Annotated in this window: 29 protein-coding genes; 6 read left to right on the top strand and 23 right to left on the bottom strand. The window is 54.5% G+C overall.

Going from position 1 to position 22,067, the window contains the following annotated elements; genetic code table 11:
* Window positions 1–50: 50 nt before the first annotated feature.
* The 6 genes from pfkA to PGR10_RS23430 form a co-directional block, all read right to left on the bottom strand.
* A complete protein-coding gene (pfkA, locus tag PGR10_RS23455; protein ID WP_015368934.1) occupies window positions 51–1,013 on the bottom strand; it encodes a 6-phosphofructokinase in 963 nt (320 codons plus the stop codon).
* 203 nt (window positions 1,014–1,216) lie between these two features.
* On the bottom strand, window positions 1,217–2,113 hold the full coding sequence (fieF, locus tag PGR10_RS23450; protein WP_108419347.1) for a CDF family cation-efflux transporter FieF: 897 nt from the start codon (window positions 2,111–2,113) through the stop codon (window positions 1,217–1,219).
* A 253-nt stretch (window positions 2,114–2,366) separates the two neighbouring features.
* Complete coding sequence (locus PGR10_RS23445) at window positions 2,367–3,263, bottom strand: type VI secretion system-associated protein TagO (RefSeq protein ID WP_059065021.1); 897 nt, start codon at window positions 3,261–3,263, stop codon at window positions 2,367–2,369.
* 4 nt (window positions 3,264–3,267) lie between these two features.
* Window positions 3,268–3,600, bottom strand: a complete 333-nt coding sequence (locus PGR10_RS23440) for a zinc ribbon domain-containing protein (protein WP_049025283.1) — start codon at window positions 3,598–3,600, stop codon at window positions 3,268–3,270.
* A gap of 111 nt (window positions 3,601–3,711) precedes the next feature.
* Window positions 3,712–3,960: an ogr/Delta-like zinc finger family protein gene (locus PGR10_RS23435; protein WP_072217510.1), complete on the bottom strand. Its 249-nt coding sequence runs from the start codon at window positions 3,958–3,960 to the stop codon at window positions 3,712–3,714.
* A gap of 45 nt (window positions 3,961–4,005) precedes the next feature.
* Window positions 4,006–5,160, bottom strand: a complete 1,155-nt coding sequence (locus tag PGR10_RS23430) for a phage late control D family protein (RefSeq protein ID WP_059065024.1) — start codon at window positions 5,158–5,160, stop codon at window positions 4,006–4,008.
* A gap of 151 nt (window positions 5,161–5,311) precedes the next feature.
* Between PGR10_RS23430 and PGR10_RS23425 the strand changes: the two genes are divergently transcribed.
* From PGR10_RS23425 to PGR10_RS23400, 6 genes are read left to right on the top strand one after another with little or no spacing between them, the layout of a single operon-like run.
* Window positions 5,312–6,493, top strand: a complete 1,182-nt coding sequence (locus PGR10_RS23425) for a phage tail sheath subtilisin-like domain-containing protein (RefSeq protein WP_059065026.1) — start codon at window positions 5,312–5,314, stop codon at window positions 6,491–6,493.
* A complete protein-coding gene (locus PGR10_RS23420) occupies window positions 6,494–7,009 on the top strand; it encodes a phage major tail tube protein (protein ID WP_004187274.1) in 516 nt (171 codons plus the stop codon). It abuts the gene before it with no gap.
* 51 nt (window positions 7,010–7,060) lie between these two features.
* Window positions 7,061–7,360 carry a hypothetical protein gene (locus tag PGR10_RS23415; protein WP_059065028.1) on the top strand — a complete coding sequence of 100 codons (300 nt, stop codon included), beginning with the start codon at window positions 7,061–7,063 and terminating at the stop codon, window positions 7,358–7,360.
* 32 nt (window positions 7,361–7,392) lie between these two features.
* Window positions 7,393–7,533 (top strand): GpE family phage tail protein, encoded by a 141-nt coding sequence (locus PGR10_RS23410; protein ID WP_040209255.1) that lies wholly within the window; start codon window positions 7,393–7,395, stop codon window positions 7,531–7,533.
* The gene (locus PGR10_RS23405) at window positions 7,523–10,258 is read left to right on the top strand and encodes a phage tail tape measure protein (RefSeq protein ID WP_430924204.1); all 2,736 of its coding nucleotides are present in this window, start codon (window positions 7,523–7,525) and stop codon (window positions 10,256–10,258) included. The genes PGR10_RS23410 and PGR10_RS23405 overlap by 11 nt, the downstream gene beginning before the upstream one ends.
* 11 nt (window positions 10,259–10,269) lie before the next feature.
* Window positions 10,270–10,758, top strand: a complete 489-nt coding sequence (locus PGR10_RS23400) for a phage tail protein (RefSeq protein WP_151084872.1) — start codon at window positions 10,270–10,272, stop codon at window positions 10,756–10,758.
* Window positions 10,759–10,855: 97 nt separating this feature from the next.
* Here PGR10_RS23400 and PGR10_RS23395 read toward each other — a convergent pair whose 3' ends face one another.
* The 17 genes from PGR10_RS23395 to PGR10_RS23315 all read right to left on the bottom strand — a co-directional run bounded on the left by PGR10_RS23395 (window position 10,856) and on the right by PGR10_RS23315 (window position 22,067).
* On the bottom strand, window positions 10,856–11,935 hold the full coding sequence (locus tag PGR10_RS23395) for a phage tail protein (protein ID WP_430924203.1): 1,080 nt from the start codon (window positions 11,933–11,935) through the stop codon (window positions 10,856–10,858).
* A gap of 9 nt (window positions 11,936–11,944) precedes the next feature.
* Window positions 11,945–12,643, bottom strand: a complete 699-nt coding sequence (locus tag PGR10_RS23390; RefSeq protein ID WP_430924202.1) for a LamG-like jellyroll fold domain-containing protein — start codon at window positions 12,641–12,643, stop codon at window positions 11,945–11,947.
* Window positions 12,640–14,424, bottom strand: a complete 1,785-nt coding sequence (locus tag PGR10_RS23385; protein WP_430924201.1) for an SGNH/GDSL hydrolase family protein — start codon at window positions 14,422–14,424, stop codon at window positions 12,640–12,642. Before PGR10_RS23385 ends, PGR10_RS23390 begins: the two co-directional genes overlap by 4 nt.
* Window positions 14,417–15,028, bottom strand: a complete 612-nt coding sequence (locus tag PGR10_RS23380) for a phage tail protein I (RefSeq protein ID WP_430924200.1) — start codon at window positions 15,026–15,028, stop codon at window positions 14,417–14,419. Before PGR10_RS23380 ends, PGR10_RS23385 begins: the two co-directional genes overlap by 8 nt.
* Window positions 15,021–15,920 (bottom strand): baseplate assembly protein, encoded by a 900-nt coding sequence (locus tag PGR10_RS23375; RefSeq protein ID WP_060528029.1) that lies wholly within the window; start codon window positions 15,918–15,920, stop codon window positions 15,021–15,023. Before PGR10_RS23375 ends, PGR10_RS23380 begins: the two co-directional genes overlap by 8 nt.
* Window positions 15,907–16,275, bottom strand: a complete 369-nt coding sequence (locus PGR10_RS23370) for a GPW/gp25 family protein (protein ID WP_004187254.1) — start codon at window positions 16,273–16,275, stop codon at window positions 15,907–15,909. The genes PGR10_RS23375 and PGR10_RS23370 overlap by 14 nt, the downstream gene beginning before the upstream one ends.
* Entirely contained in the window at window positions 16,272–16,856 is a 585-nt protein-coding gene (locus PGR10_RS23365; protein WP_221013764.1) for a phage baseplate assembly protein V, read from the bottom strand. The genes PGR10_RS23370 and PGR10_RS23365 overlap by 4 nt, the downstream gene beginning before the upstream one ends.
* Window positions 16,856–17,497, bottom strand: a complete 642-nt coding sequence (locus tag PGR10_RS23360) for a phage virion morphogenesis protein (RefSeq protein WP_430924199.1) — start codon at window positions 17,495–17,497, stop codon at window positions 16,856–16,858. The genes PGR10_RS23365 and PGR10_RS23360 overlap by 1 nt, the downstream gene beginning before the upstream one ends.
* Window positions 17,494–17,952, bottom strand: coding sequence for a phage tail protein (locus tag PGR10_RS23355; protein WP_004187249.1), 459 nt, complete (start codon window positions 17,950–17,952; stop codon window positions 17,494–17,496). The genes PGR10_RS23360 and PGR10_RS23355 overlap by 4 nt, the downstream gene beginning before the upstream one ends.
* Window positions 17,949–18,143 carry an Rz1-like lysis system protein LysC gene (gene lysC, locus PGR10_RS23350; RefSeq protein WP_423786808.1) on the bottom strand — a complete coding sequence of 65 codons (195 nt, stop codon included), beginning with the start codon at window positions 18,141–18,143 and terminating at the stop codon, window positions 17,949–17,951. Before lysC ends, PGR10_RS23355 begins: the two co-directional genes overlap by 4 nt.
* Window positions 18,097–18,492: a hypothetical protein gene (locus tag PGR10_RS23345; protein WP_064184512.1), complete on the bottom strand. Its 396-nt coding sequence runs from the start codon at window positions 18,490–18,492 to the stop codon at window positions 18,097–18,099. The genes lysC and PGR10_RS23345 overlap by 47 nt, the downstream gene beginning before the upstream one ends.
* 1 nt (window position 18,493) lies before the next feature.
* Window positions 18,494–19,042, bottom strand: coding sequence for a lysozyme (locus PGR10_RS23340; RefSeq protein ID WP_430924198.1), 549 nt, complete (start codon window positions 19,040–19,042; stop codon window positions 18,494–18,496).
* A complete protein-coding gene (locus PGR10_RS23335; protein WP_430924196.1) occupies window positions 19,039–19,320 on the bottom strand; it encodes a hypothetical protein in 282 nt (93 codons plus the stop codon). Before PGR10_RS23335 ends, PGR10_RS23340 begins: the two co-directional genes overlap by 4 nt.
* Entirely contained in the window at window positions 19,311–19,511 is a 201-nt protein-coding gene (locus PGR10_RS23330; RefSeq protein ID WP_004187236.1) for a tail protein X, read from the bottom strand. Before PGR10_RS23330 ends, PGR10_RS23335 begins: the two co-directional genes overlap by 10 nt.
* Entirely contained in the window at window positions 19,511–20,008 is a 498-nt protein-coding gene (locus PGR10_RS23325) for a head completion/stabilization protein (RefSeq protein ID WP_430924194.1), read from the bottom strand. The genes PGR10_RS23330 and PGR10_RS23325 overlap by 1 nt, the downstream gene beginning before the upstream one ends.
* A gap of 102 nt (window positions 20,009–20,110) precedes the next feature.
* Window positions 20,111–20,971: a phage terminase small subunit gene (gpM, locus tag PGR10_RS23320; RefSeq protein WP_430924193.1), complete on the bottom strand. Its 861-nt coding sequence runs from the start codon at window positions 20,969–20,971 to the stop codon at window positions 20,111–20,113.
* Between the two features lie 46 nt (window positions 20,972–21,017).
* Complete coding sequence (locus tag PGR10_RS23315) at window positions 21,018–22,067, bottom strand: phage major capsid protein, P2 family (RefSeq protein WP_430924192.1); 1,050 nt, start codon at window positions 22,065–22,067, stop codon at window positions 21,018–21,020.

Genomic DNA, 22,067 nt, shown 5'->3' with positions numbered 1-22,067 from the left:
ACGAAAAAAGGCCTTCTCAGTGAGAAGGCCTTTTTGTTATGCCGAGAAACTTAGTACAGTTTCTTCGCGCAATCCATCCAGTCAGACTTGAACGGACGCTTCATATTTTCGATAGCATCGATGATGTCGTGGTGAACCAGCTTCTCATTCTGGATACCAACACAGCGGCCGCCAAAGCCCTGCAGCAGCAGTTCAATGGCATATGCGCCCATACGGGAGGCCAGAATACGGTCGTAAGGAACCGGAGAGCCGCCGCGCTGAATGTGACCCAGCACGGTCGCACGAGTTTCACGGCCCGTTTCTTTCTCAATGAAGCTCGCCAGTTCGTCAACGTCGCACATGTGCTCGGTGATGGCCACGATCGCATGTTTCTTACCTTTCGCGATGCCAGCTTTGATTTCGGCCACCAGATCGTCGCGGGTATATTCTACTTCCGGCACCATGATGAACTCACAGCCGCCGGCAATCGCCGCCGCCAGAGTCAGATCGCCACAGTAGCGGCCCATCACTTCCACCACAGAGATACGCTGGTGCGAAGAGGAGGTGTCACGCAGGCGGTCAATCGCTTCAACAACGGTGCTCAGCGCGGTAAAGAAACCGATGGTGTAGTCAGTACCTTTGATGTCGTTGTCGATGGTGCCCGGCAGGCCGATGCAAGGGAAACCCATCTCGGTCAGACGCATCGCACCCATATATGAACCGTCGCCGCCGATAACAACCAGCGCGTCCAGGCCGCGCTTTTTCATATTTTCAATGGCGACAGCGCGAATATGCTCTTCACGAAATTCCGGGAAGCGAGCGGAGCCGAGGAAGGTACCGCCACGGTTGATCATGTCGGACACGCTGTAACGGTCAAGCTGAACCATACGATCTTCATACAGGCCGAGGTAACCGTCATAGATTCCAAAAACTTCCAGACCTTCCGTTAATGCCGCGCGCACAACGCCGCGAATTGCTGCGTTCATGCCCGGCGCATCACCGCCACTTGTCAACACACCGATTTTCTTAATCATGACTACCTCTGAACTTAGGAAGCAAAAAATAATCCTGTTGCCTGAAGCGCTCCCATACCAGGAGTGCACGACGATAATTGCAATAGTATATCAAACGCTTCTGGCTGAATTGATTCAGGTCAGACCAAATGGCGGTAATTTATACAAAAAATGCCTACCCGCCCCACATTTTAACATCGAGTTTACAGACTATAACCGAAAGCTCAAAAAACGCCCTGCCGCGCCGGCGGCACCACAGAACAGGGATCCTGATGGATGATGACATCCGATCCCGGGAAACGGCGCAAAATAGCCTGCTCCACCTGGTCGGCAATCACGTGCGCCTGTACCAGCGGGAGGTTATCTTCCATTTCCAAATGTATTTGAATAAAGCGAGTCGGCCCTGACTGCCGCGTTCGTAGATCGTGCGCGCCGCTGACGCCGGGCCAGCTATTCACGATACTGATGATTTCCTGACGATCCTCATCCGGAAGCGCGCGGTCTAATAACGATTGCACCGCGTCGTAACCCATACGCAGCGCGCTATATAAAATATAGATGCCAATCCCTAATGCAAACAGCGCATCGGCGCGGTGCCAGCCGTACCAGGAGAGGCCGAGGGCGATAAGAATAGCGCCGTTCATCATAACATCAGACTGATAATGAAGCATATCCGCACGCACGGCCTGGCTCTGGGTTTTTCTGACCACCCAGCGCTGAAAGGTCACCAGCATCAGGGTGCTTATCAAGGCAATCAGCGTTACCACCATCCCGACGCCTGCCGCCTGCATCGGTTCAGGGCGAATCAGATGCTGGATCCCGGTCAGGAACAGAAACAACGCCGAACCGGAAATAAACATGCTCTGCGCCAGCGCCGCCAGCGATTCCGCTTTCCCATGGCCAAAAGTATGTTCTTCATCAGCGGGTTGTAGCGAGTAACGCACCACCAGCAGGTTGGTCAGCGAGGCGGCAATATCCACCAGCGAATCCACCAGCGCCGCCAGAATACTCACCGAACCGGTATACCACCACGCAAAAATTTTGATCAAAAGTAACACGGAGGCCATCGCCGTCGCGGCAATAGCCGCGCGACTCACCAGCCGCCCATAAGATTGATTCATAAACGCTCCTTTTCCGGCGATGCGCTTAGTATAACCTGAACTTTTACCCGGAAGATGAACGGGCATGCGGCGGCTGAGGCGAAAAAAAGACAAAAAAAACCCCCACATCATGTGGGGGAAGACAGGGATGGTGCGCTAAGGAAGCCGCCAGCCCACTGATAAAAAAGGATTTTTATCAAACAGTGTCCACACTGTGACCACATCGACAAAAAAGCCACGGTTATCCGTGGCTTATCTTCATTACCTATCAGCTCTATTTCCAGCCACAGGCTTGCTGTAACGGTTTCAATGCGCTATTGAGTCCCGCCAAATCGAATGTCACAGACACCGGGCTTTCGTTGTAAGGCGTTATCCTGGCGAACATCTTATCGGCTTTCACCATGGCTTTAACAAAATCAATATCTCGCCCACTGTAGAAAACAGCCTTTGTATCAGTAGAAATCGACCATCGCCTTTCCACGGCTTTTTGCTTATCAAACCGGTAAAGCATGCTAGTTTCTTCTAGCCCCAGATATACATCCCAATTAATAAAAACTTCGGTTTTCTTTTCACGACAAGCTACAAAAATCGTCGGTGTAACGGTCTCGCCGTATGGTGTTCTGATGGAATCATTGCTAGGTAGCATTAAAACCACATTTTTAGAGTCATCAACCGGTGAAGTTGTTATATGAGTCAGCCATTTTCCAGGGTTTGGGGCTGACTCAACTGCGGAAGACGCAACATTCTCTGGTTCATCTTGAGGGAAAAGCTTGTCATAACACGCTAATCGTTTGGTGCCATTTATTTCTGAACGGCATTCAAGGAGCTTTTCTTTACTGATCGCCTCGTTTTTAGTGACTTCTTGGCCTGAAGATATGGTTTTGGTCGAATTTGTTGGTTTAAACGTTGGTGAGAAAAATCTGTCGTAGCAGGTCAGGCGGCCCTCGTCCGTTTTTTCATCAGGGCATTGGTCTCTACTTTCAAATTTTTTAGCACTCTTCGTTCGCGTAGGTGGAATTGAATTATCGTAACAAGAAAGACGCTGAGAGCTATCCTCAATCGCTCGACACTGAAGAACCCCTTTAAAGTCCCTTGGCTCCTTTTGAGCATGAGCAGCCAAAGACACGGAAGCGGCTAAAAATGTCACAATGAAAACAAAACTTTTCTTCATGAGATCATCCCTTTGGTCTTGTAAGAAACACCAGTATTCCAATGACAATGTCGCCAATAACCCAAATAGTACCAATGGCCATCATTCCCAGACCAGCCCCTAAAGCAGCCCCAGCCCTTTCCGCTTCCGATGTGGCATGATTAATAACTTCACCGGTTCCGCCCAAGCCTTTAAAGAGGGCGTAGATCATGAAGATGTTAAATAGAATGAAGATCCATTTTATAAGTAGCCCAAAAATTGAGCGGCGCGGTTTTCTTAGTTGTTTGCCGCAGGAAGGGCACCTCAACGCTGAATCACTCACTTCTTTCCGGCATTCCGGGCAGCTAACTAAAGCCATAACAATTATCCCCATCATTACTTATTGGTTTTTATTTGTTACAAAACATTTTGATTTTATAGGATCATTCTCAATTGACAAGAAATAGACCCCGCATATGCGGGGTCTATTTTAAACTGCGAGGGTAAGCTGATCGTTGCCGTAGTGCGATGCAGGAAACGCATCTGAAGGGATGAAGCCCGGCGGTAACTTTTCACGCGGTGTGCGCTTCGTTACCAGTTTTTCAACGCTGTTTAGCGTGGTGAAAGTGATGCTACATTCAAAATTCTGGCACTGGTGATAATGCCGAACGGTGGTATTGCTTAACGAGCGACTGGTACGCGTTTTTGCAACGGCACCACAAACAGGACACTTAAACATGATGGCCTCCCGGGGCGGGAGTTGAACTCGCTCATATTATGGCCGCTAACTCTCACTTTCTGCAATCCATTCAGGTATTTTCGCTTCAAGCTCCAGCCGGGTTTTGAATCCGCTATCGTCTACCGTATGCCCCACCTTCGCGATTATCCAATCCTGCTTGTCTATCGCATCTTTAAATCCCGTTACGGTTCCGTGCATCTCCGGATAAAGATCCGCGCGCCCATAAGCCAGGGTTAACGAAAATTCAGCTGCACCGCGCTGAAGCTGCTGCCACTTTGCGGCGGCCGCGCGCTGTGCCGCCATTTCGCTGCTGTATGTTGTGCGGAGTACAAAAACATTACCATCTTCCCCGGCGATATAATCGCCCTCCCGGCTGCTGCTGCGCGGCTTCTTCTCCGTGGTTTTCTTGCGCTTCTTCACCGTGACTTTTTTCTTTTTGCCGAAATTCAGATCCAGCCAGTAAGCCTGCACGCCGGTGTAAGCGTCGCGGTCTGCAATACGGAACGAATGGCGGTCTGCACTACCGCGCGTAATGGCGAACTCCGGCAACGCTTTGCCGTTCGCACTAACGCCGCCACCCGGCAGAATGAACAACAGGCAACCGTTTTTCACCGTGGCGATGGCACCGAGAATATCCGCCATGCGCGTCAGGAATGACATGTCGCTTTCCTGCGTCTGGTCGGCATGATCTATTTCGGCGCTCATCAGTTGCTCAGAAATGACCGGCGTCAACTTGTAACGATGAGCGATAGCCGACACGATTCGCTCTACCGTCACGTCATGCCACGATACCTCGCGCTTGATATTGAATTCATCACGAAAATCAGCGCTACGGGCGGTTATCTCGATGCGGTCTGGCGGCCCTGAATGCGCGATCTCATCAACAATGTAAATCCCCTTATAGATTAGCGGCTCCCCCTGCCAGCCGAGCGATAACGACAACTCGGCACCACGAGGCGGCAGCTCAATATCGCCCTGGCTGTCATCAACGGTGATCGTCAGCTCGTCGGCGTTAAATCCGCGATTATCCGTCAGCTCCAGAGAAATCATTTTTTCATCCAGCACGGTCAGCGCCTTACCGCCAATCAGGACATTAAACGCCGGAATGCGTGACAACTCATCCTGGTAATTTTTGAAGTCCTGAGTGCCTGCATTCAGCAGGCTTTTTGCATTGTCGATTGTGTCTGTGTTCAGTGCCATGATTGCCCTCCGCCGCTGATAGTTCCATGCGCGCGCGAGGCATGCGACGGCTTTTTGTTGTCACGGAACGCCCACAACCACCGCCGCGAGACGACGCCATGTATTTCAGGGATTATCACCCCGAACTCACTAAACATGATGGCGGTAGAGTATGACCGACAACTTTTTCCACGGGGCGCGCACCAAAGAAAACACCGACCTACAGACCGTAATCAACGATGTTGATTCAACGGTCATTGGCCTGGTGGCGGTTGCTGAGGATGCCGATCCCGAAACTTTTCCACTTGATACACCGGTACTGATTACGCGAGTGATCAGCGTGCTGGGTAAGACCGGCAAAACCGGCTCCCTGTACAAATCACTCAAGGCTATTTCCGACCAGGTCAGCACCCGCGTGATCGTCGTGCGTGTCGCTGAAGCTAAGACCGAGGAAGGCGCACAGACACAGTCGCAGCTCATCATTGGCGGAACGAAGGCAGACGGCAGCTATACCGGCATGTTTGCCCTGCTGACAGCAGAGCAAAAAACCGGTTATCGCCCGCGCATCCTCGGCGTACCAATGTATGACACGCAGGAGGTCACCGCGCAGTTACGCGTGATTGCAAAGCAGTTGCGGGCATTCTCTTACAGCTATTGCGATGGTTGCGAAACGATCACCGAAGCGAAAGCTTATCGTGAACAATTTGCAGAGCGCGAAGGCATGCTGATCTGGCCGAACTTCATCGCCTACAACTCACTAACCGGCGCCAACGAAGAATTTCCTGCAGTGGCTTATGCATTAGGGCTGCGAGCACTGATCGATAACGAACAGGGCTGGCATAAATCGCTATCTAACGTGGCGGTTAAAAACGTGCTGGGGATTACCAAAGACGTATTCTGGGCGCTACAGGCGGAAGACTCCGACGCCAACGAGCTGAACGCCAATGAAATCACCACGCTGATTAAGCGTGACGGTTTCCGCTTCTGGGGCAACCGCACCACAGACACCGAGGAATATATTTTCGAGGTGTACACCCGTACCGCCCAGATCCTGGCGGACAGTATCGCCGAAGCGCAATTTACCACCGTTGACAGCCCACTCACCCCGGCGAACGTGAAAGACGTGGTAAGTGGTATTAACGCCAAACTTCAGGCACTCGTCACGGCGGGCAAGCTGATTGGTGCGGCGTGCTGGTTTGATATCGTCGATAACCCGACCACTGGCCTGCGCCAGGGTAAGGCTGTCGTGCGCTACAACTACAGCCCGGTTCCTCCGCTGGAAGATTTAACGCTGATCCAGACCTTCACCGATCAGTACTACGAACCGGCTTTTGCATCGCTGGGAGGTGCGTAAATGGCTATTCCTAAAAAACTGCGGCTGTTTACCCTCTTTGTGGACGGGGAAAACTATATCGGGAAAGTGCCGAGCGTCACACTCCCGAAGCTCACCCGGAAAACGGAAGACTATCAGGGCGGCGGCATGCTTGGTGCGGCAGGTGTCGATCTCGGCCTTGAAGCCGGGGCGCTGGATGCATCAATGATTGTCGGCGGCGTAGTCGAAGAGCTGATCCTGAAATGGGGCGGCGACATTGACGAATTGCGCCTGCGCTTTGTGGGTGAGATTTACAGCGGCGGTACCAGCTCGCTGCTGGAAGTCGAAATGCGCGGCCGCATCACTGAAATTGATCAGGGTGAAGCGAAACAGGGTGATGATACTAACCACACCTATGCGATCAAAAACACCTATTACAAAGAGTCAGTAGACGATAAGCCCTTGCTGGAAATCGACCTGCTGAACTTCATCTACAAACGCAACGGCAAGAGCCTCTATCCCGATCGCATTGCCTCCGCGCTGGGCCTCGGCCAGTAACTTTTTAACCACTACCAATGGCGGCCAGACCGGCCGCCCGGAGAATTATCAATGTCTGTTACTTTAAGCAAGCCTATCAAACGCGGTGATCAGGAAATTAAAACCATCGCTATCACCGACACTATCAAGCAGGCAGGCTCGCTGCGCGGCCTGAAACTGGTTGACGTGCTCAACTTCGATTATGACGCCGTTTCCACGTTGCTGACGCGCACAACCAGCCCGCAACTGACAGCTCTCGAGATTGCCACGATGGCGACCGGCGACTTTACCGCGCTGTGTGAAGAGATCACACCTTTTTTGACGAAAGCGGAGCCGTCCGCAGTCACCGAAGCGGCGACGGCGAGCAAGTAAGAGAAGCGGTTATCTCCGATATCGACGACCTGATCGCCGATATCGCTGTTATTTTTCACTGGCCGCCCTCCGAGATGTACGGCATGGAGCTGCGCGAGCTGATAGCCTGGCGCGAACGGGCGGCTATCAGAAGCGGCAACCATGACAAGGAGGATGACGACGATGGATCTTAGTATTCGCGTTGCGTTCAGCGCCATTGATAAACTCACCCGTCCGGTCAACGCCGCCAGTAAAGCTATTGGCGGCCTTTCTGACTCCCTCAAGAAAACGCAGTCGTCGATCAAGGATCTGGAGAAAAGCGCAGCGGCATTCGACAAGCTACGCTCGCAGGCCAATGAAACGGCGCAGAAACTAAAAACAACCCAGCGGGCCTTTGACGGCCTCAACCAGAAACAGCGCGAAGGCGGCCAGCTTACCGAAGCACAGGCGGCTCGTCTTGAATCGCTGCGTGGCAAGCTCTCGCGGCTGACGGATACCTATAACAAACAGACCACGCAGCTGCGCGCGGCGGCGCAGGCGGTACGCCAGCACGGCGTTAACCTTTCATCCGGCAGCGGTGCAATTCAGAGCGCAATCCGGCGCACAGAGCAATATAACCAGACACTGGAGCGCGAACGTCGCCAGTTAGCGGCCACGACGCGCGCACAAGCAAGCTATGAGCGCGCCAAAGAAACCGCCGGGAAACTCCGTGGCGCTGGCATGGGGATGACACTTGGCGCAGCGGCTACAGGTTATGCGGCGGGGTCGTTCCTGGCGCCTGCGGTGGGTTTTGATGAGGAAATGTCGCGCGTACAAGCGTTAACCCGCCTCAACAAAAACTCATCCCAGTTGGCCGACCTGCGCGCGCAGGCGAAAAAGCTCGGCGCCGAAACGGCCTTTACTACCCGCGATGCTGCGAGCGGTCAGGCATTTCTCGCGATGGCCGGCTTCACCCCCGAAGCTATTCAGGCGGCCTTGCCAGGCGTACTTAACATGGCGCTGGCCGGTGGCATGGATCTTGGCGAAAGTGCCGATATCAGCTCTAACATCCTGTCGCAATTCCGTCTCGATCCAAAGGAAATGGATCGCGTCAGCGATGTGCTGACTGCCGCCTTTACCCGCACCAACACCGATTTAACCAATATCGGTGAAGCGATGAAATACGCCGGTACCGGCATGGCCGGTCTGGGCGTTGATGTTGAACGTACCACCGCCATGATCGGTGTAATGGCGAACGTGGGGCTGCGTGGCAGTATCGCGGGTACAGGTTTGCAAACGACCTTTTCCCGACTGGCTGCACCCACTACCAAAGCACAGGCCGCCTTGAAACAGCTTGGCGTTACCGTGGCTGACGCCACTGGCAAGATGCGCCCGGCAGAAGCCATCCTCTCGGATATCTATAAATCCGTCTCGAAGTACGGCGCCACCGATCAGCTGTCCTTCTTCAAAGATATCGCAGGGGAAGAGGCGGCCAAATCATTCCAGGCACTGGTGAGATCTGCGGGTAGCGGTGAGCTGCAAAAGCTGCTGGTAGATTTACGCGGATCACAGGGTGAAGCGCAGAAAGCGGCAAAAGTGATGGCCGACAACCTCAGCGGCGATCTGAAAAATCTGGATAGTGCATGGGAAGGCTTCCGCATCCAGGTGGAAGAAACCACCGACGGGCCATTACGTAAACTGACTCAGGGGTTAAGTGACTTAATCACGTCAGCCAGTGAATGGGTAAAAGAAAACCCGCGACTGACACAGACGCTGATCCTTGTGGGTGGGGCGCTGACTGTCTTTGCCGGGGCGGTGGGTATTGCCAGCATTGGCGCCAGTTTCATCCTTGGCCCACTGGCAAAACTCCGTTTGATGCTCAGTATGATCGGCATCTCATCAATCACCGCGACCGGCGGTATTTCGACGCTCGGCATGGCGTTCTCTGGGTTGAGGGTCATTCTCGCATCTTTACTAACTATACCAGGGGCTATTCTGGCGGCTTTTGTCATCGCTGGCGTACTTATCTGGAAATACTGGGAGCCAATAAAGGCGTTTTTCTCCGGGTTGTTTACCGGCATCAGCCAGGGGCTTTCTCCGCTGATTCAGTCGTTTTCTTTCCTGGTACCGCTGTTTGACGCCATCAGCGCCGGAGTGGCGAAAGTCTGGGGCTGGTTCAGCCAGTTATTTACACCGATTGATTTTTCCCGCGATGCGCTGGATAAGTGCGCCAGCGCCGGGAAAACATTTGGCGAGGTGCTGGGTACCGCCCTGAATCTGCTTTTCACCCCTCTCCGCTTGCTGACCGAGGGGGTCAGCTTGTTGCTTGAAAAGCTGGGGTTAATCCCTTCCGGAATTGACGCGGCACGGGCTAAGGCTAACAACCTCGAACCCAAAAAACCGACGTCGTGGGAGTGGGATCCGAAGCAAAAGAAAATGGTTCAAAAGGCGTGGGACTGGTCACCTAAAAAATCAGATTCCCCGGTTACCGCAGGCGCGCCGCCCGCTCCCTCGCCACTGTCCGGCAATACCGGCACGTTACGCCGCCTGAATAGCATTGCGGATAACACGAAGGCGACCGCCGACAACACGAAGGAAGCACGCAAAAAGATTGGCCCTGGCGACATCATTTTTAAAAACCTTCCTCGTGCGCTGGCCTTGCGCGGCGCTTATCAGGAGGCGCGGATGTCACCTCAGGCAGTACCGCGCGTTGCAGCTCCGGCGGCAGGCGGTATTCTCTCCGTTCCCTCAGCCACACAAGGCCCGCTGTCGGCGCCGGTTTCCGCCCCGACAAGTGGTGCGCCAGTGTTTAACCTGGTCTTTAACGAAGTCGGCCAGCACTCGGCGCGGGATCTGGAAAGAATGGTCAGGAATGCCGTTCGCGATGCAATGGCCAGCACAACCAGAAGTAACCGTGGTTCGTTCCGCGACAGAGATTAGAGGTAATCAGTATGATGATGGTTTTCGGGATGTTTGTTTTTACGCTGCGCACTGCCCCTTATCAGCAGCTCCAGCACGCGCAGGAATGGCGACACGTTAAAAACGACCGGGTTAATCAGTCCGCCGGGTGGCAGTACATCGGGCCGGGCGAGGATAATATTACCCTGTCCGGGGTACTCTATCCGGAAATTACCGGCGGCAACCTGTCGCTTTCTGCGCTGGAGACGATCGGATATTCCGGACGCCCCTGGCCGCTCATTGAGGGTGATGGCCGGATTTACGGGATGTACGTCATGACGCGGCTGGAGCGAGGCAAAACAGAGTTCGATCAGTTCGGTGGCGCAAAGAAAATTGAATTTACGTTAAGCCTCAGCCGGGCAGATGCAGATTTTCGCGAGAAGCTGCAATCATCCTCCATCAGCGATGCCCTGGCAGACCTTCAGAGCAGCGCCACCAAAGCCATTAACGCAACAACCAACTCACTGAATCGGCTGTTTTAACCCAACAAAAAGCCCCTCATCGAGGGGCTTTGCTATACCGGCAAACATCACCATTTCTGACCGTGCTGCAGAACGTTATTTTTGACGGTGCTCGATACTATGCAACCCGCGCCCAGCACATCAGCATTGTGTGTGCCTCAACAACGTTAATTGCCTGGCCATTACCAAGATTATCCGTTTTCCCAGTAACGGTGTGGCTATGAGGCGGGATAGTAAAACCATGCTTATGCGCTGGTGCATCGCTTGTATTGTTAAAGGTTGTGCTTTTCTGATTGTCTGTTCCGTGAGTAGCCTCTCGCCATGAAGCCCCCGGCGCACCATCTCCCCCCTGGTGATTATGCGCGCCATTTTCGGTCGTCTCCTGATAACTTCCCTGATGTTCGTCGGTTGATCCGTTTACATTAATCTGTACAGCCGGGAGATTGGCTTGCTGAATGGCGACGGTGTCGCTACCACCAGTGGCACCCACATTTGAGCCATCGGCCTTACCGACGCGGATTGTTTTATTCTCGCCAGTGTAAGTCCATTTCGACCACGGCCATTTCTCGTTCGGATTGATATTTTGAGCAAAGAAGCGCACCGTTCCTGGCGGGTTTTCCTCTTCCCAGAAGTCCCGGCGTGCCGCAGTGATAGCGTCAGCAATAACCTGCTGAATGCTGGTATCCAGATCCCCGACTAACTGATCGGCGTAGTCCTTCGCTTCATCCCTGGCTTTCCCCACTTCGTCAGCTGTCGCAAGAATCACTGAAGGATCCGCTTTCAGCTCTACATCTTCTGTGCTGCTGACCTTCAGTTGCATCCGAATAACCTGGAATCGGCCAGAACCTTCCGCCAGAAGTGGCTTGTACGTCTCCGGCATATTCCCTGCGGCTATACAGGCCCCATCTTCCGCAAACAAAGCCAGCTCGCGCAGCCAGAATCCTCCAATTTGTGGAGGCATGATGAGTTCCGCTTCGATAATACTGGCGTCATTGTCGGCGATGATCAGTTTATTGAGTGTTCCACGGTATTTTTCATTAATTAACCCACTGGCATCACTTGACGGTGCGACAAGGCGCCCGCCACTGTCACCCACAGCCATTTCTGAAATAGCAATGGGGACACCTGTAACCGCTGCTCTTGCCAGATATTCCGCGCCGGTTTCCGTAATTAGCGTCAGAAATTTTTTATCTGTCATATCGCCGCCTTAGCTAACGCTTACGCCACGCAGCGCCATAATCTCTTTTAGCAAGGCGCGCTTTTCAGTTTGTTCATCGGCAGACAACACCCGGTTATATACCGCTATGATCCCCATCATGCCCGGCAAGCCCATATTCTGCTCTGCGCTGACTCCACCATTAAGCATAATGGGAAGAGTCGATTTTTTACGGGCGGTGATCTTAGTCGAATGTTTATCGCCACTGGCGCGAGTGATTGTGATCTCGGTGTTCGACACGGTGACAGTAAAACGAGTCCAGCCTCCAACCGCCCCGCCATGCGTAACATTCACGACTGCCTCGACCGTGTTACCTGTTCCCATCTGCAAAATAAGCTGACCATCAGCTTCAATGCGAAGCTGAATTCCACCAAACGGCGCAACACCCGGTGACAGGTTGGAAAAGATGCGGCCGCTGACGTTCGGCTTATCCATGTTGATACACACCGCAAAGGTCATTTCATCCGTTTCAGTGATACCAGTATTCGCCCCATGTTCGCCATCAGCGACAGTCCGCATCCCCATCAGGGTAAAATCATTGTCCGTGACCAGGTCATACCCGTTTCCGCTGGAGTCGTATTTGTCCTGCATGCCGTAGGTAGCAATGCTGGCACTGTCATTGAGCATCATTTCCGGTTCGGCCAGCTCAAGATCTCCGGCATTCACCACGCCATCACAAACAAGAATCATATATCCTCCAGTTTCAATAAACCGACCTGCCCGATGCTGGTTTTTGCATTGTTGGCAACGATTGTTAATTTCACTTCTGTTACCCCTTCAGGGATCACAACGTCATAGCTAAAAGTCCTGAATCCATCCGTTGATTGATTCCACGGACGGATCCCGGCAAGGTTCGCGCCATTCACTTCAAGAAAACATGCCGTTGCGGCATCCTGAGTAACATCAAACTTCAACCGGCAACTAAACTTCCTTTTTTCCCCCGGCTTAACCTGAATTTTTTGTGAGACACGGCCGCTGACGTCTGCCGTTCCCGTTATAACCAGTACATTACCGACGACCGCGGGATCAGTAACAATCTCAACTGTGCCGCCCTCAATCGTCCATCCCGATGGCTTGCCATCAGCGATATCAAGGAAGAGAGGATTAACAACCGCATTTGGCCCACCCGACGTCACGGGGTTTGATATAGCAAGCTGCGGATAGATAGTTGCCATATATGGAGCCAGCGCAGCAGCCAACGCCTTACCCATATGGAACGCACCCAGCGCTGTCGGATGTGAAGGGTCAGGGGAGCCATCAACAAGTTTTCCGTTATAGCCGTCTTTCCAGCCGTCAGTTTTTGGATCAACTGTCGCCGCACGCATATCAACGAAAGGGAACCCCTGCGAAACAGCAAAAGACCGGATAAAGGTATTAATCGCATTTTCCCGCTCTTTAAGAGCCGCATCGCTGTTATTCTGCGCCGCCATGCTACATACGACAGGAATGATCCCGTTCTTTCTGAATTGCGTCAGAATGTAGCGAATATTATTTTTTATAGTCTCAACGGTGAATTTGAAATTACCGGCGCCATCTTTCTGAATGACGTCATTCCGGCCACCGAGGAAAGTAATAAAACGTGGTTTTGCCGCTATTGCAGGCTGCAAATGCACCCGAATCATATCAGCAGTCGTATAGCCTCCCGTCGCCCATTGCCCGACATATTGCAGGCGCCCGTCACTGAAAAGAGAAGCCCATAGCTGCCACGATCTGGCGTTATACACGTTCCCGTCACGCCCGTTCGCTGTCAACGAATCACCAAATCCACCAAACGTATTCTGTAACAGCCCAATATGCGTCTCCAGCGGAATACCGCGATATTCCAGCGTTGCTACACCATCATCCCTGACAGCCAGGAGCCGCTTACCACCTGTCACCAGATTAAACAGATAACCCGGACGAGGTCGGCGAATCGTTGATGGCCCAATAATTAATTCCTTCATGACATTTAAAAAGTCAGAAAAGGATTTTCCCGGTAACTCCTTCTCACCGCGTTCGTTAATAGAAAAAAGCCGCTCACCTTTTCGGGTAACAAAATCAACAGGCCGCTTATTTCGCTGAATAGTCAGTAATCCGCGAGTTCGTCTGTCGGTTGTTGAAGCCATCAGTTCTACTGCTTCAACAAATGCCGCCGTGACTATTTTTTTACCCGTCGGCATGGCAACACCGCTGACATTCTCATATTGTTCCACCCAGTAATCGGTGACTGGCGAATTTACAGAAAACAAGCGACGGGTTTCCGTTCCGGCGTTAATCGCTGCCTGCGCCTCTTCAGGCGAGTCATAAATTTTCGCATCAGCCATTACTGATGTGTTGAGCTTATCGACGTCGCTTTTTAATGCCCGCGTGCGGTTCGCCAGTTGCCTCGCCTGGATATTAGCCACGCCATCCCGGCCCCCGGTAATGGGATCGCCACGCTTGACCTGATAAATCGACTCTTCCCATTTGGCCTGCTCGTTAATATCAGTCATAAGTAATCCCCGAGTAGTGATAACCGCTGTCTGTATGCGGGATCCCGTTATAGTAAACACTGTCATCAGGCTCATAATCAGCGGGATAGACAGTGACTATCCCGCCATCATGGACACCCACAGCGGCGTAAACAAAACCACGGCTAACCGTAGCAATATTCAGTTGTGCAAGATGGCGGCTGACTGGCTTCGCATCACCGATCAGGCGATTCAACTCATCAAGGCTTTTCGGGGTCAATCCGACGTTACCCACATCAACCTCGATCCGGAACGTGCCAGGCTCGTCGCCGACATCGAACCATTCCGCAAACGTCGCGGAAAAACCCATATCTTCGATCACTCGCCGCACGGCTGCGCGCGTACCCTTCCGGCGATGAAGCCAGTAGGATTGCTGGATTGACGCTATTTTTTTCTCTGCCGGCCAGTTCTTATCCCACCGATCAACCGACAGCGCCCACGCCAGATACGGCAATAAATCAACCGGGCATGCCGTCGGCGTCCACAGCGTGCGAATGGCTACCGTGATTCCGGACAGCTTCGCCGTAGCAGCTTCGGCGCAACGCATCCACGCGCTGGCAGAGGGTGGAAGAAGCGTGTTACTCATCCGTTCCGCCGTTTTCCAGGTTGTAGCCGATATTCCTGGCCGCCTGGATATCGCTGATCCTGATATCGTCCGGCGGGGCATTCAGCACGACGCGCTGTACGCCCTGGACATGGAGCGCCGCTGAAATGGCGGAGCGCGCCACGTCTCTGCTGATTTTTTTATCGTTCTGCTTCAGGAACTTTTGCAATGATGCATCAGCCGCATTGATGATCGGCTCTGACTCCGGCCCCGGATACAGGTACAGCGTGGCGTTAATCTCGTAATCGACAATCTCAGCGCTGCGCACCGTCACGCGATCACCCAGCGGGCGAACCTCTTCATCGTTTACCGCTTCGGTAACTGCGGCGAGCAGTTCTGGCGACGCGGTACCATCACCCTCCGTGGAGAGCACCGCAACAACCACCTCTGCCGGTGCCGGACTGGAAGCCCTGGCGTCGGCAACTTTTCCGCTGGCGCTGCGGGCAAAATATTCATAGGCCGCCGATGGCCCGGCAACGCTCATACCCTCAAAAGCAGCCTGTGCCCGCAGGCGTAACGCCTCGTCACTTTCCATTTCGGCATCGGTTGTCTCGGTTGCTTCGGTCTTGATCAGGCGTTCGGTATCGAGATTCGCCGCGATATTATCCAGATCGTCACCGGTCGAATGACTCAGCATGCAGGCGGCCGCCCCTTCGTTAATGCGCTGGCGCAGTAACATCTCGCGATATGCCAGCGCCTGGGCGAGCACGTTCAATGGTTCGGACTCCAGCGCCAGGGCGGCAATAACAGCGGCCTGCTGATCTGCCGGATAAGCAGCTACCATCACTGCTTTCACCTCGATCAGAATTTCTTCAAAATCCAGTTCCTCGATAATGGTCGGCTGCGGCAGCTGCGAGAGGTCAATTGTCGGCATTTTTGGCACTCCTTAACGTTACCGATCTGGTGCTCTTTTCCATGCTTTCAGTCAGCATTCCGGATAGCTCCGCCGTTACTGCGCCCGAAGCAGAATAGTGAATATTGATAGCGTCAAGCGCGATCCGCGGCTCCCATGCAGCCAGCGCGATAACGGCGGCGCTCATCAGTTGCAGGCGCGTGACGTCGTTCTGCGGGCTGTCGATCAAATCGGGGCATAGCGAGCCGTAATTGCGGCGCATAATGCGCGTATTAACCGGCGTCAGCAGAATATCGCCCACGGACTGCCACACATGATCTTCATCCGTCAGCGTTCCGGTGCCGTTCGCATTCATACCGCGATAGCGCTCACTCATCGGGTGCCCTCCGTCCAGTTATCACCGCGTTCAACTTTGCCGTGATTGTGGTTATCCACCTGCACGCCGTTAGAGATAAACGCCCCGCCGGTATGATTAAAATCACCGCGCATTTCCCCGCCTTCGGTGATATCAAGATTTTTCGCGCGCAACAGGTTGGTGCAGTTCACCTCCGGCGTATCCAGAGTGACGATCACCGACGCCTCGATCGCTGCCGATTTAATACCCGTCACCTGTAAGGCGCCCGCCTCGGCGTCATAACGAAAACGCGCACCATCAGGAGCCGTGACTACCATTTCATTACGCGTCGCGCCCGGCGCCGGATTGTCATTGCTGTACAGGCTGCCGCCAATGATGGCGGTATCCGTGTTACCACCGAGACACAAGAGCCAGACCTGCTCGCCAATGGACGGCGGCACCCAGACCTTAAATGCCCCGGCCCGCTGCGCGTTCCAGCGCAGCCAGGTCGTTTCCAGTCCGCCGCTTTGTACCCGGACTCGCCAGTTTTCCTCGTCGATCTCCGTCACCGTACCGGTGCGGCCGATGTTCTCCAGCAGGCGAATTAGTTCGGCAATATCCATCAGCGCACTCCCAGAGAATCAATCACCTGCCGGGCAATCATCATGCGATCCGTCTTACTCAGGCCCAGCAGTTCACGGCGGGGATAGCTCGCCATCGCGCCGCTGTCATTCACCCGGTCACGCAATCCATACTGGTGAACGCGGGCAATACGAGCCGCCACGCCAGTGAATCCCACGCTTGCCCCTTCAGAGGTGGCGCGAGCTTTCAGAAAACGCGCGGTGCGCAGGCGGCGGAACATGGGATCGGCTTTCGTCGTATCGCGGCGAGTCTCGTTGAAGCTGATATCGAGATAACGCTCGATATCAGCACGGAAAAACGACCGCACCGCGCCTCGCCCTTCATCAAATCCGGTCAACATCCGGCCACGACTACCACGCGTCGCCCGCCAGTTACGCAAGCGGCGCTCTTCCCCCTGCCAGATAAACCCGATCCCGGCCTGCGAGCGCAGTACCCGGCGGTGCCGCTTCTGGTACGGCGTGCCGTCCGGCGAAACCTGCTTACCGATCCGCTGGCTCTGAGTACGGCGCAGCGTGGTGGCAATGCCTCTTGCCGTGCGCAGGCGACGTGCTGGCGTCATAGCGGAAAGGATTTCCGCGAAGACCTGATCAAGCTGTTGAAACAGCGCAGCATCGTTGCTCACGTCATCTCCCCCTCATAGCCCGGATCAAAGACCACTTCCCACTCACCGCCATTAATACGCGGACGGTCTTCCGCCAGGTGCGTAGCAACGGGTTTTCCGTTGACGTTCTCCACCATGACGCGTTCCCAGACCGGCACCTTAAACAGCACATCGGCCATGTCATCGCTGATAATGTCCGCGTCAAACTCAACTTTGCGGTTATTGTCCGGATTGAGCAGCAAATCAGGCTGGTAATGCCATACCCACGCCATAATCGGCAGCATGAGATCATCCACCTGCCCCGGAAAGTCCACGGCCAGCACCTGTATGGTGTAGCGATACATAAACGAGGGTTCGCCGGTCGCCTGCGTCTCAATGCTCCCCTTCTCCACCCAGACGGTGATCAGTTCGGGGTTGGCCTTACACCAGGTGTTTGCGGCGATCAGCGCCTCGCGTAACAATTCGGCTTTTTTCACTTCATCCCCCTGGCTATTCGCCGCAGTTCCAGCTCCTGAATGCCCGCCTTATCGGCGTTGCAGGTATCCAGCGCATCAAGCAGCGCATCGGACCAGAGCACAAGGCTCCCGTAGCGCATCGGTCTGGGCGGTGGCGCTGGCGTTTCAGTTTTTGCCGTCAGGCTTTCTGGCAAAGGCTCCTGAATGATCACCGGCGGCGACTTCGGCTGCGCGCTGGTACAGGCTGTCAGCGACAGCGTCAGGCACAAGAGCAGCAGCACAGGGATCGCCGGCCAGTTCAGTTTTGATATTTTCACGACGTTTCTCCCCGGCTTCGTTACGCTTTTGCCCCAGCGCTTTCACACTGGCTTCAATCTCGCTGACGTCCTGGCGCAGCGCCCGCACTTCGGCCAGTACATCGCCGGTCTGGTTCAGTTTTTGGGTAGCGTCTGCCAGCGCTCTTTCTGCGGCTTCGCGCTTGTTGGTTTCTATGGTTAACCGGATGCAGGCCACCGCCAGGAGGACACAGATCGCCGTGATAACGGCAAGCAACCCTTTCACTTCACCCCCCCTTAAACACAGGATCTGACAAGCACCACTCCCGGAACTCTTCCCGGCGGTTAACCAGTCCCTGCAAGCGCCTGCCGCCTGAGTTAACAAAATCCGTTACCCGCTCACAGACGCCGCGCCAGTCAGCCGACTGCGCGTTACGCCAGATTGTCGTTCTTACCTTTTTCCCCTGCCTGTTGGTGTACCAGGCAAGCCCGCTACAACCGACATTAAATGCGCCATCGGTCAGCGCTTCGAAAACACGCTGCGGTGCAGCTGCGCCGTTAAACTCGCGGTTAATGCAACGCTCTGCGCGCATCAGATCATTCACCCAGCGCTCTGCGATCTCCTGCTCGGGATACTCCCGGTTCTGCACTTTCCCGGTCGAGCCGATCCCCACGGTTAGTACGCCTGCCGGGCAGTAATACGGGGTCTTGCGACAATCCTCATATTTCGCCATCTTCAGTTGCGCTTCCGGGCTGGTACGCAGTGACTGCGGCCAGAGCACGGCGGCCAGCGAGATAATCGCGGCGACTGAGCAGGCAATAACGCCCTTTTTCATCGTGGCGCCTCCCTGATAGTGCGGATCAGCTCTTTAACGTCCTGCCGGTTTTCCGTGTCGTCGCGAATGGCGTCGATCAAATCGTTCAGCAGCACGTTATTGGTTTCATAGATACGGGCCATCCGGCGGCGATGCATTTCACCTAACACCGCCACCACTACCCCTGTTACTGCCGCAATAGCCGTCAGCCAGTCCTTTTGCGTCATCATGCCGACGCTTCCGAGGAACACCGACCAGAGGTATGCTGCCCAATTCCAGGCGCGGTTTATTAACTCCATAGCTGCACCGTCTCCTTTGTCGCCGAGGCGCTCACCTCCGGCAGTTCCACCACCTGCCCGGCCTCCATGAAGATCTGATCGGCCAGTGACTTGTTCGCAGCAAGCACAATCTCGGTAACGCCCTGGGTGGTGCCGTAATAACGCTGGCAAAGCAAATCCACCGTATCGCCCTGTAAGGCCTTTACTTTCATCAGAATGCCTCCGCAGAATTGCGAACTTCGCCGCGAATATCGGAGATAGCCCAGCGCGCATCACGCCAGTGATCGTTTGCCTGGCTTGCCAGCGCAGCGGCTTTCTTCTCCCCGGCGTCGCCGGTCGTATCCACATCACGGAACGTTTCGATCAGCAGAGCGCGGGCTATGCTGTAAACCGCGCGGCGCCAGCGGTAAACTTTTGCGCTCTGCCCGTTAATTTCCATTGCTGGCACGGTATCCAGTGATGCAAATCCGGCGTTCTGCTGTTCGATCCGCCAGGTATCGAGCTGGTCAGCGGCATGGCCCACCGCCTCGATAACAACATGCTTCAGCCGCGAAGTTGTCACCGCGCCAGTGATGCGCATCTCTTTACGGGCATCGCTCAACGCGATTTCGGGCCAGAACGCACCGGCGGTGACTTTCTCGCCGCCATCGTCCACATCCGGCACATCCTCTGCTGAGGGGGTTATTGTGCGGGGGGCTACAAGGCTCATGGTGTAGTCTCCAGAAAAGGTGGCGGTGAGCGGACGGAGAAAAGAAAACGCAGTGCGTTGCAGATCTCCGACCGCGCCGCCAGCGCACGGGGCGCAAGTCGGTTATTTTTTGGCGGCAGGCGCTTTTTTCGTTGTGGTTTTGCGCGCCGCTGGTTTTTTGGCTGTGCTTTTACGGGCGGCTTTAGGCGCAGGCTTTCCGGCCGCCACCGCCGGAACCGGTGGTGCTGCAGGGCTATCACTTTGTCCCTCTTCGCCATCGTCGCCAGTAGACTCACCCTCGGAAATAGCCGCAGCAGCGGTTTTCTTCAGCTGGCTGGCGAGTTTGTCGATCAGCTTTTTCACGCCTGCGCCAGGATCCATGATCAGTGCAGTACGCAGCAGCCCTAGTGCGGTTTCCTGCTCGGCAGGCGTGCCGTTGCGCAGTGCAAAAGCGCGTGCTTTGTGGAGTTTGGCGCGTACCATGTCTGGCATATCGCTGGCTGCGGTAAACTCGGCTACTTCATCGAGTACCGCCAGATATGGCGATACGTCGGTGCTGTCGTCGGCTTTAACCTGAACCAGGATCGGATCACAAATTTCATCGACCAGAGCTGTCGCCGCCGTGCGGTTAAAGCGGTCTGGCATCGCCAGGTTATGCGCGATGACGTAACGCCCGATTCGCGCCGCCAGTGGATAATCACGAACATCTATCGCCCAAATCATCAGGCGCGTGATCACTTCATCCTGGCGGCCGCTATTACCTTCGAGCGTTCCCTCAATCCACCCCTCGTAATTGGGTAGCATCTGGCGCTTAAGCGCGGCTTTCGCCTGCTCGCCCTGAATTTTTTTAAGCGCGGCCATATCCATGCGCATGCGGTGCAGGATCTGCTCATGCGCAGTGCGCGCCGTATCGGACAAATCCTCAGCCTTGCCATGACGTTCAGCCATGACGCGTTGAAAATGTCGTTGTGCCGGTGTCAGCATTCTTTCTTCCCCGATGAACGGCGGGCCGAAGCCCGCCAGTGTGCGGTTACGCGCCGCCTTCCGGCGCCTCGGCAAAGGTGATGCCGTCGATAAATGCGACGTTGCCGTAGTCCTCGATCACAAAGTCATCGTTTGAGGACTGGTATGTCGCGATGCGGTTGTACTCCGGCTCTTCCTTGATCGTCCGGCGCAGTCCGCCGCGCTGGTAGTACACCGACAGGTTTTTAAACGGCGTGATCAGTACGCCATTTACCGGGAAGTAAGGCGCGATAAAGGTCGGCATGTTTCCAACGCGTTCCTGCGCAACAATCAGCTGACCGGCCAGCATTTCGGTGTTCGGGTTAGTCTGGCTCATGGCATTAATGGCCGGGAAATTGCCGGTAGTCAGCAGGTCGCCCGCCAAGATCACCACGTTATCCGGATTGCGTTTGTGCCATTCATCCATAAGACTGTTTTTCGCGTCATAGACCGCGGCGCCGAGGTTGCCGTAGGTGCCTTTTGCAATGACTTTGTTATCTTCATCGCGTGAGGTGATGGTGACGCCGGAAATCACACGGTGTGAGGCTTCAGTGCGGATTTTTTGCAGCCAGCCAATGCCGCAATCCTGCAACAGCGGGTTAGCCGCACGATCTGACGGGTCGCTGTATTTGGTGCCGTTAAAGCCAATCATGATGCGATCCAGCGACATCTGACGAGCCATCGCGGCGCTGATCAACGGCTGGAAGTTCGGCATATGCGCCCAGGCATCAAGCTGTTCGTAGCTGATCCCATAGTCGTAATTGACCTTACGGCACATGTAATCAAATGGCTCCATCGTATGATTTGCGCCCGGATTACGGCGGGTAGTGGTGCTGTTGTTGACGCCAGCCATCGGGCCTTTGCTACCAATCAACACTTTCTGACCGATCTGCTGATTGACGCCAAACACGTTAATTTTGCTCAGGAAAGAATCGCTCTCCTGCGCTGCCTGCTCCAGCTTTTGCTGACGGGTTGGATCAACCGCAAATTTCGCAGCAACTGCCGCAGGCGATACGCCGTTTAACTGCGCCTGGCGCAAAATGTACTGGTCAAACAGCTGGCGGGTATTGTTTTCCAT

It is taken from the genome of Klebsiella sp. 141198, assembly GCF_050600785.1.
Lineage (GTDB): Bacteria > Pseudomonadota > Gammaproteobacteria > Enterobacterales > Enterobacteriaceae > Klebsiella > Klebsiella aerogenes.
The sequence above is the reverse complement of the archived record's forward strand: the minus strand, read 5'-3'. Positions and strand labels throughout refer to the sequence as shown.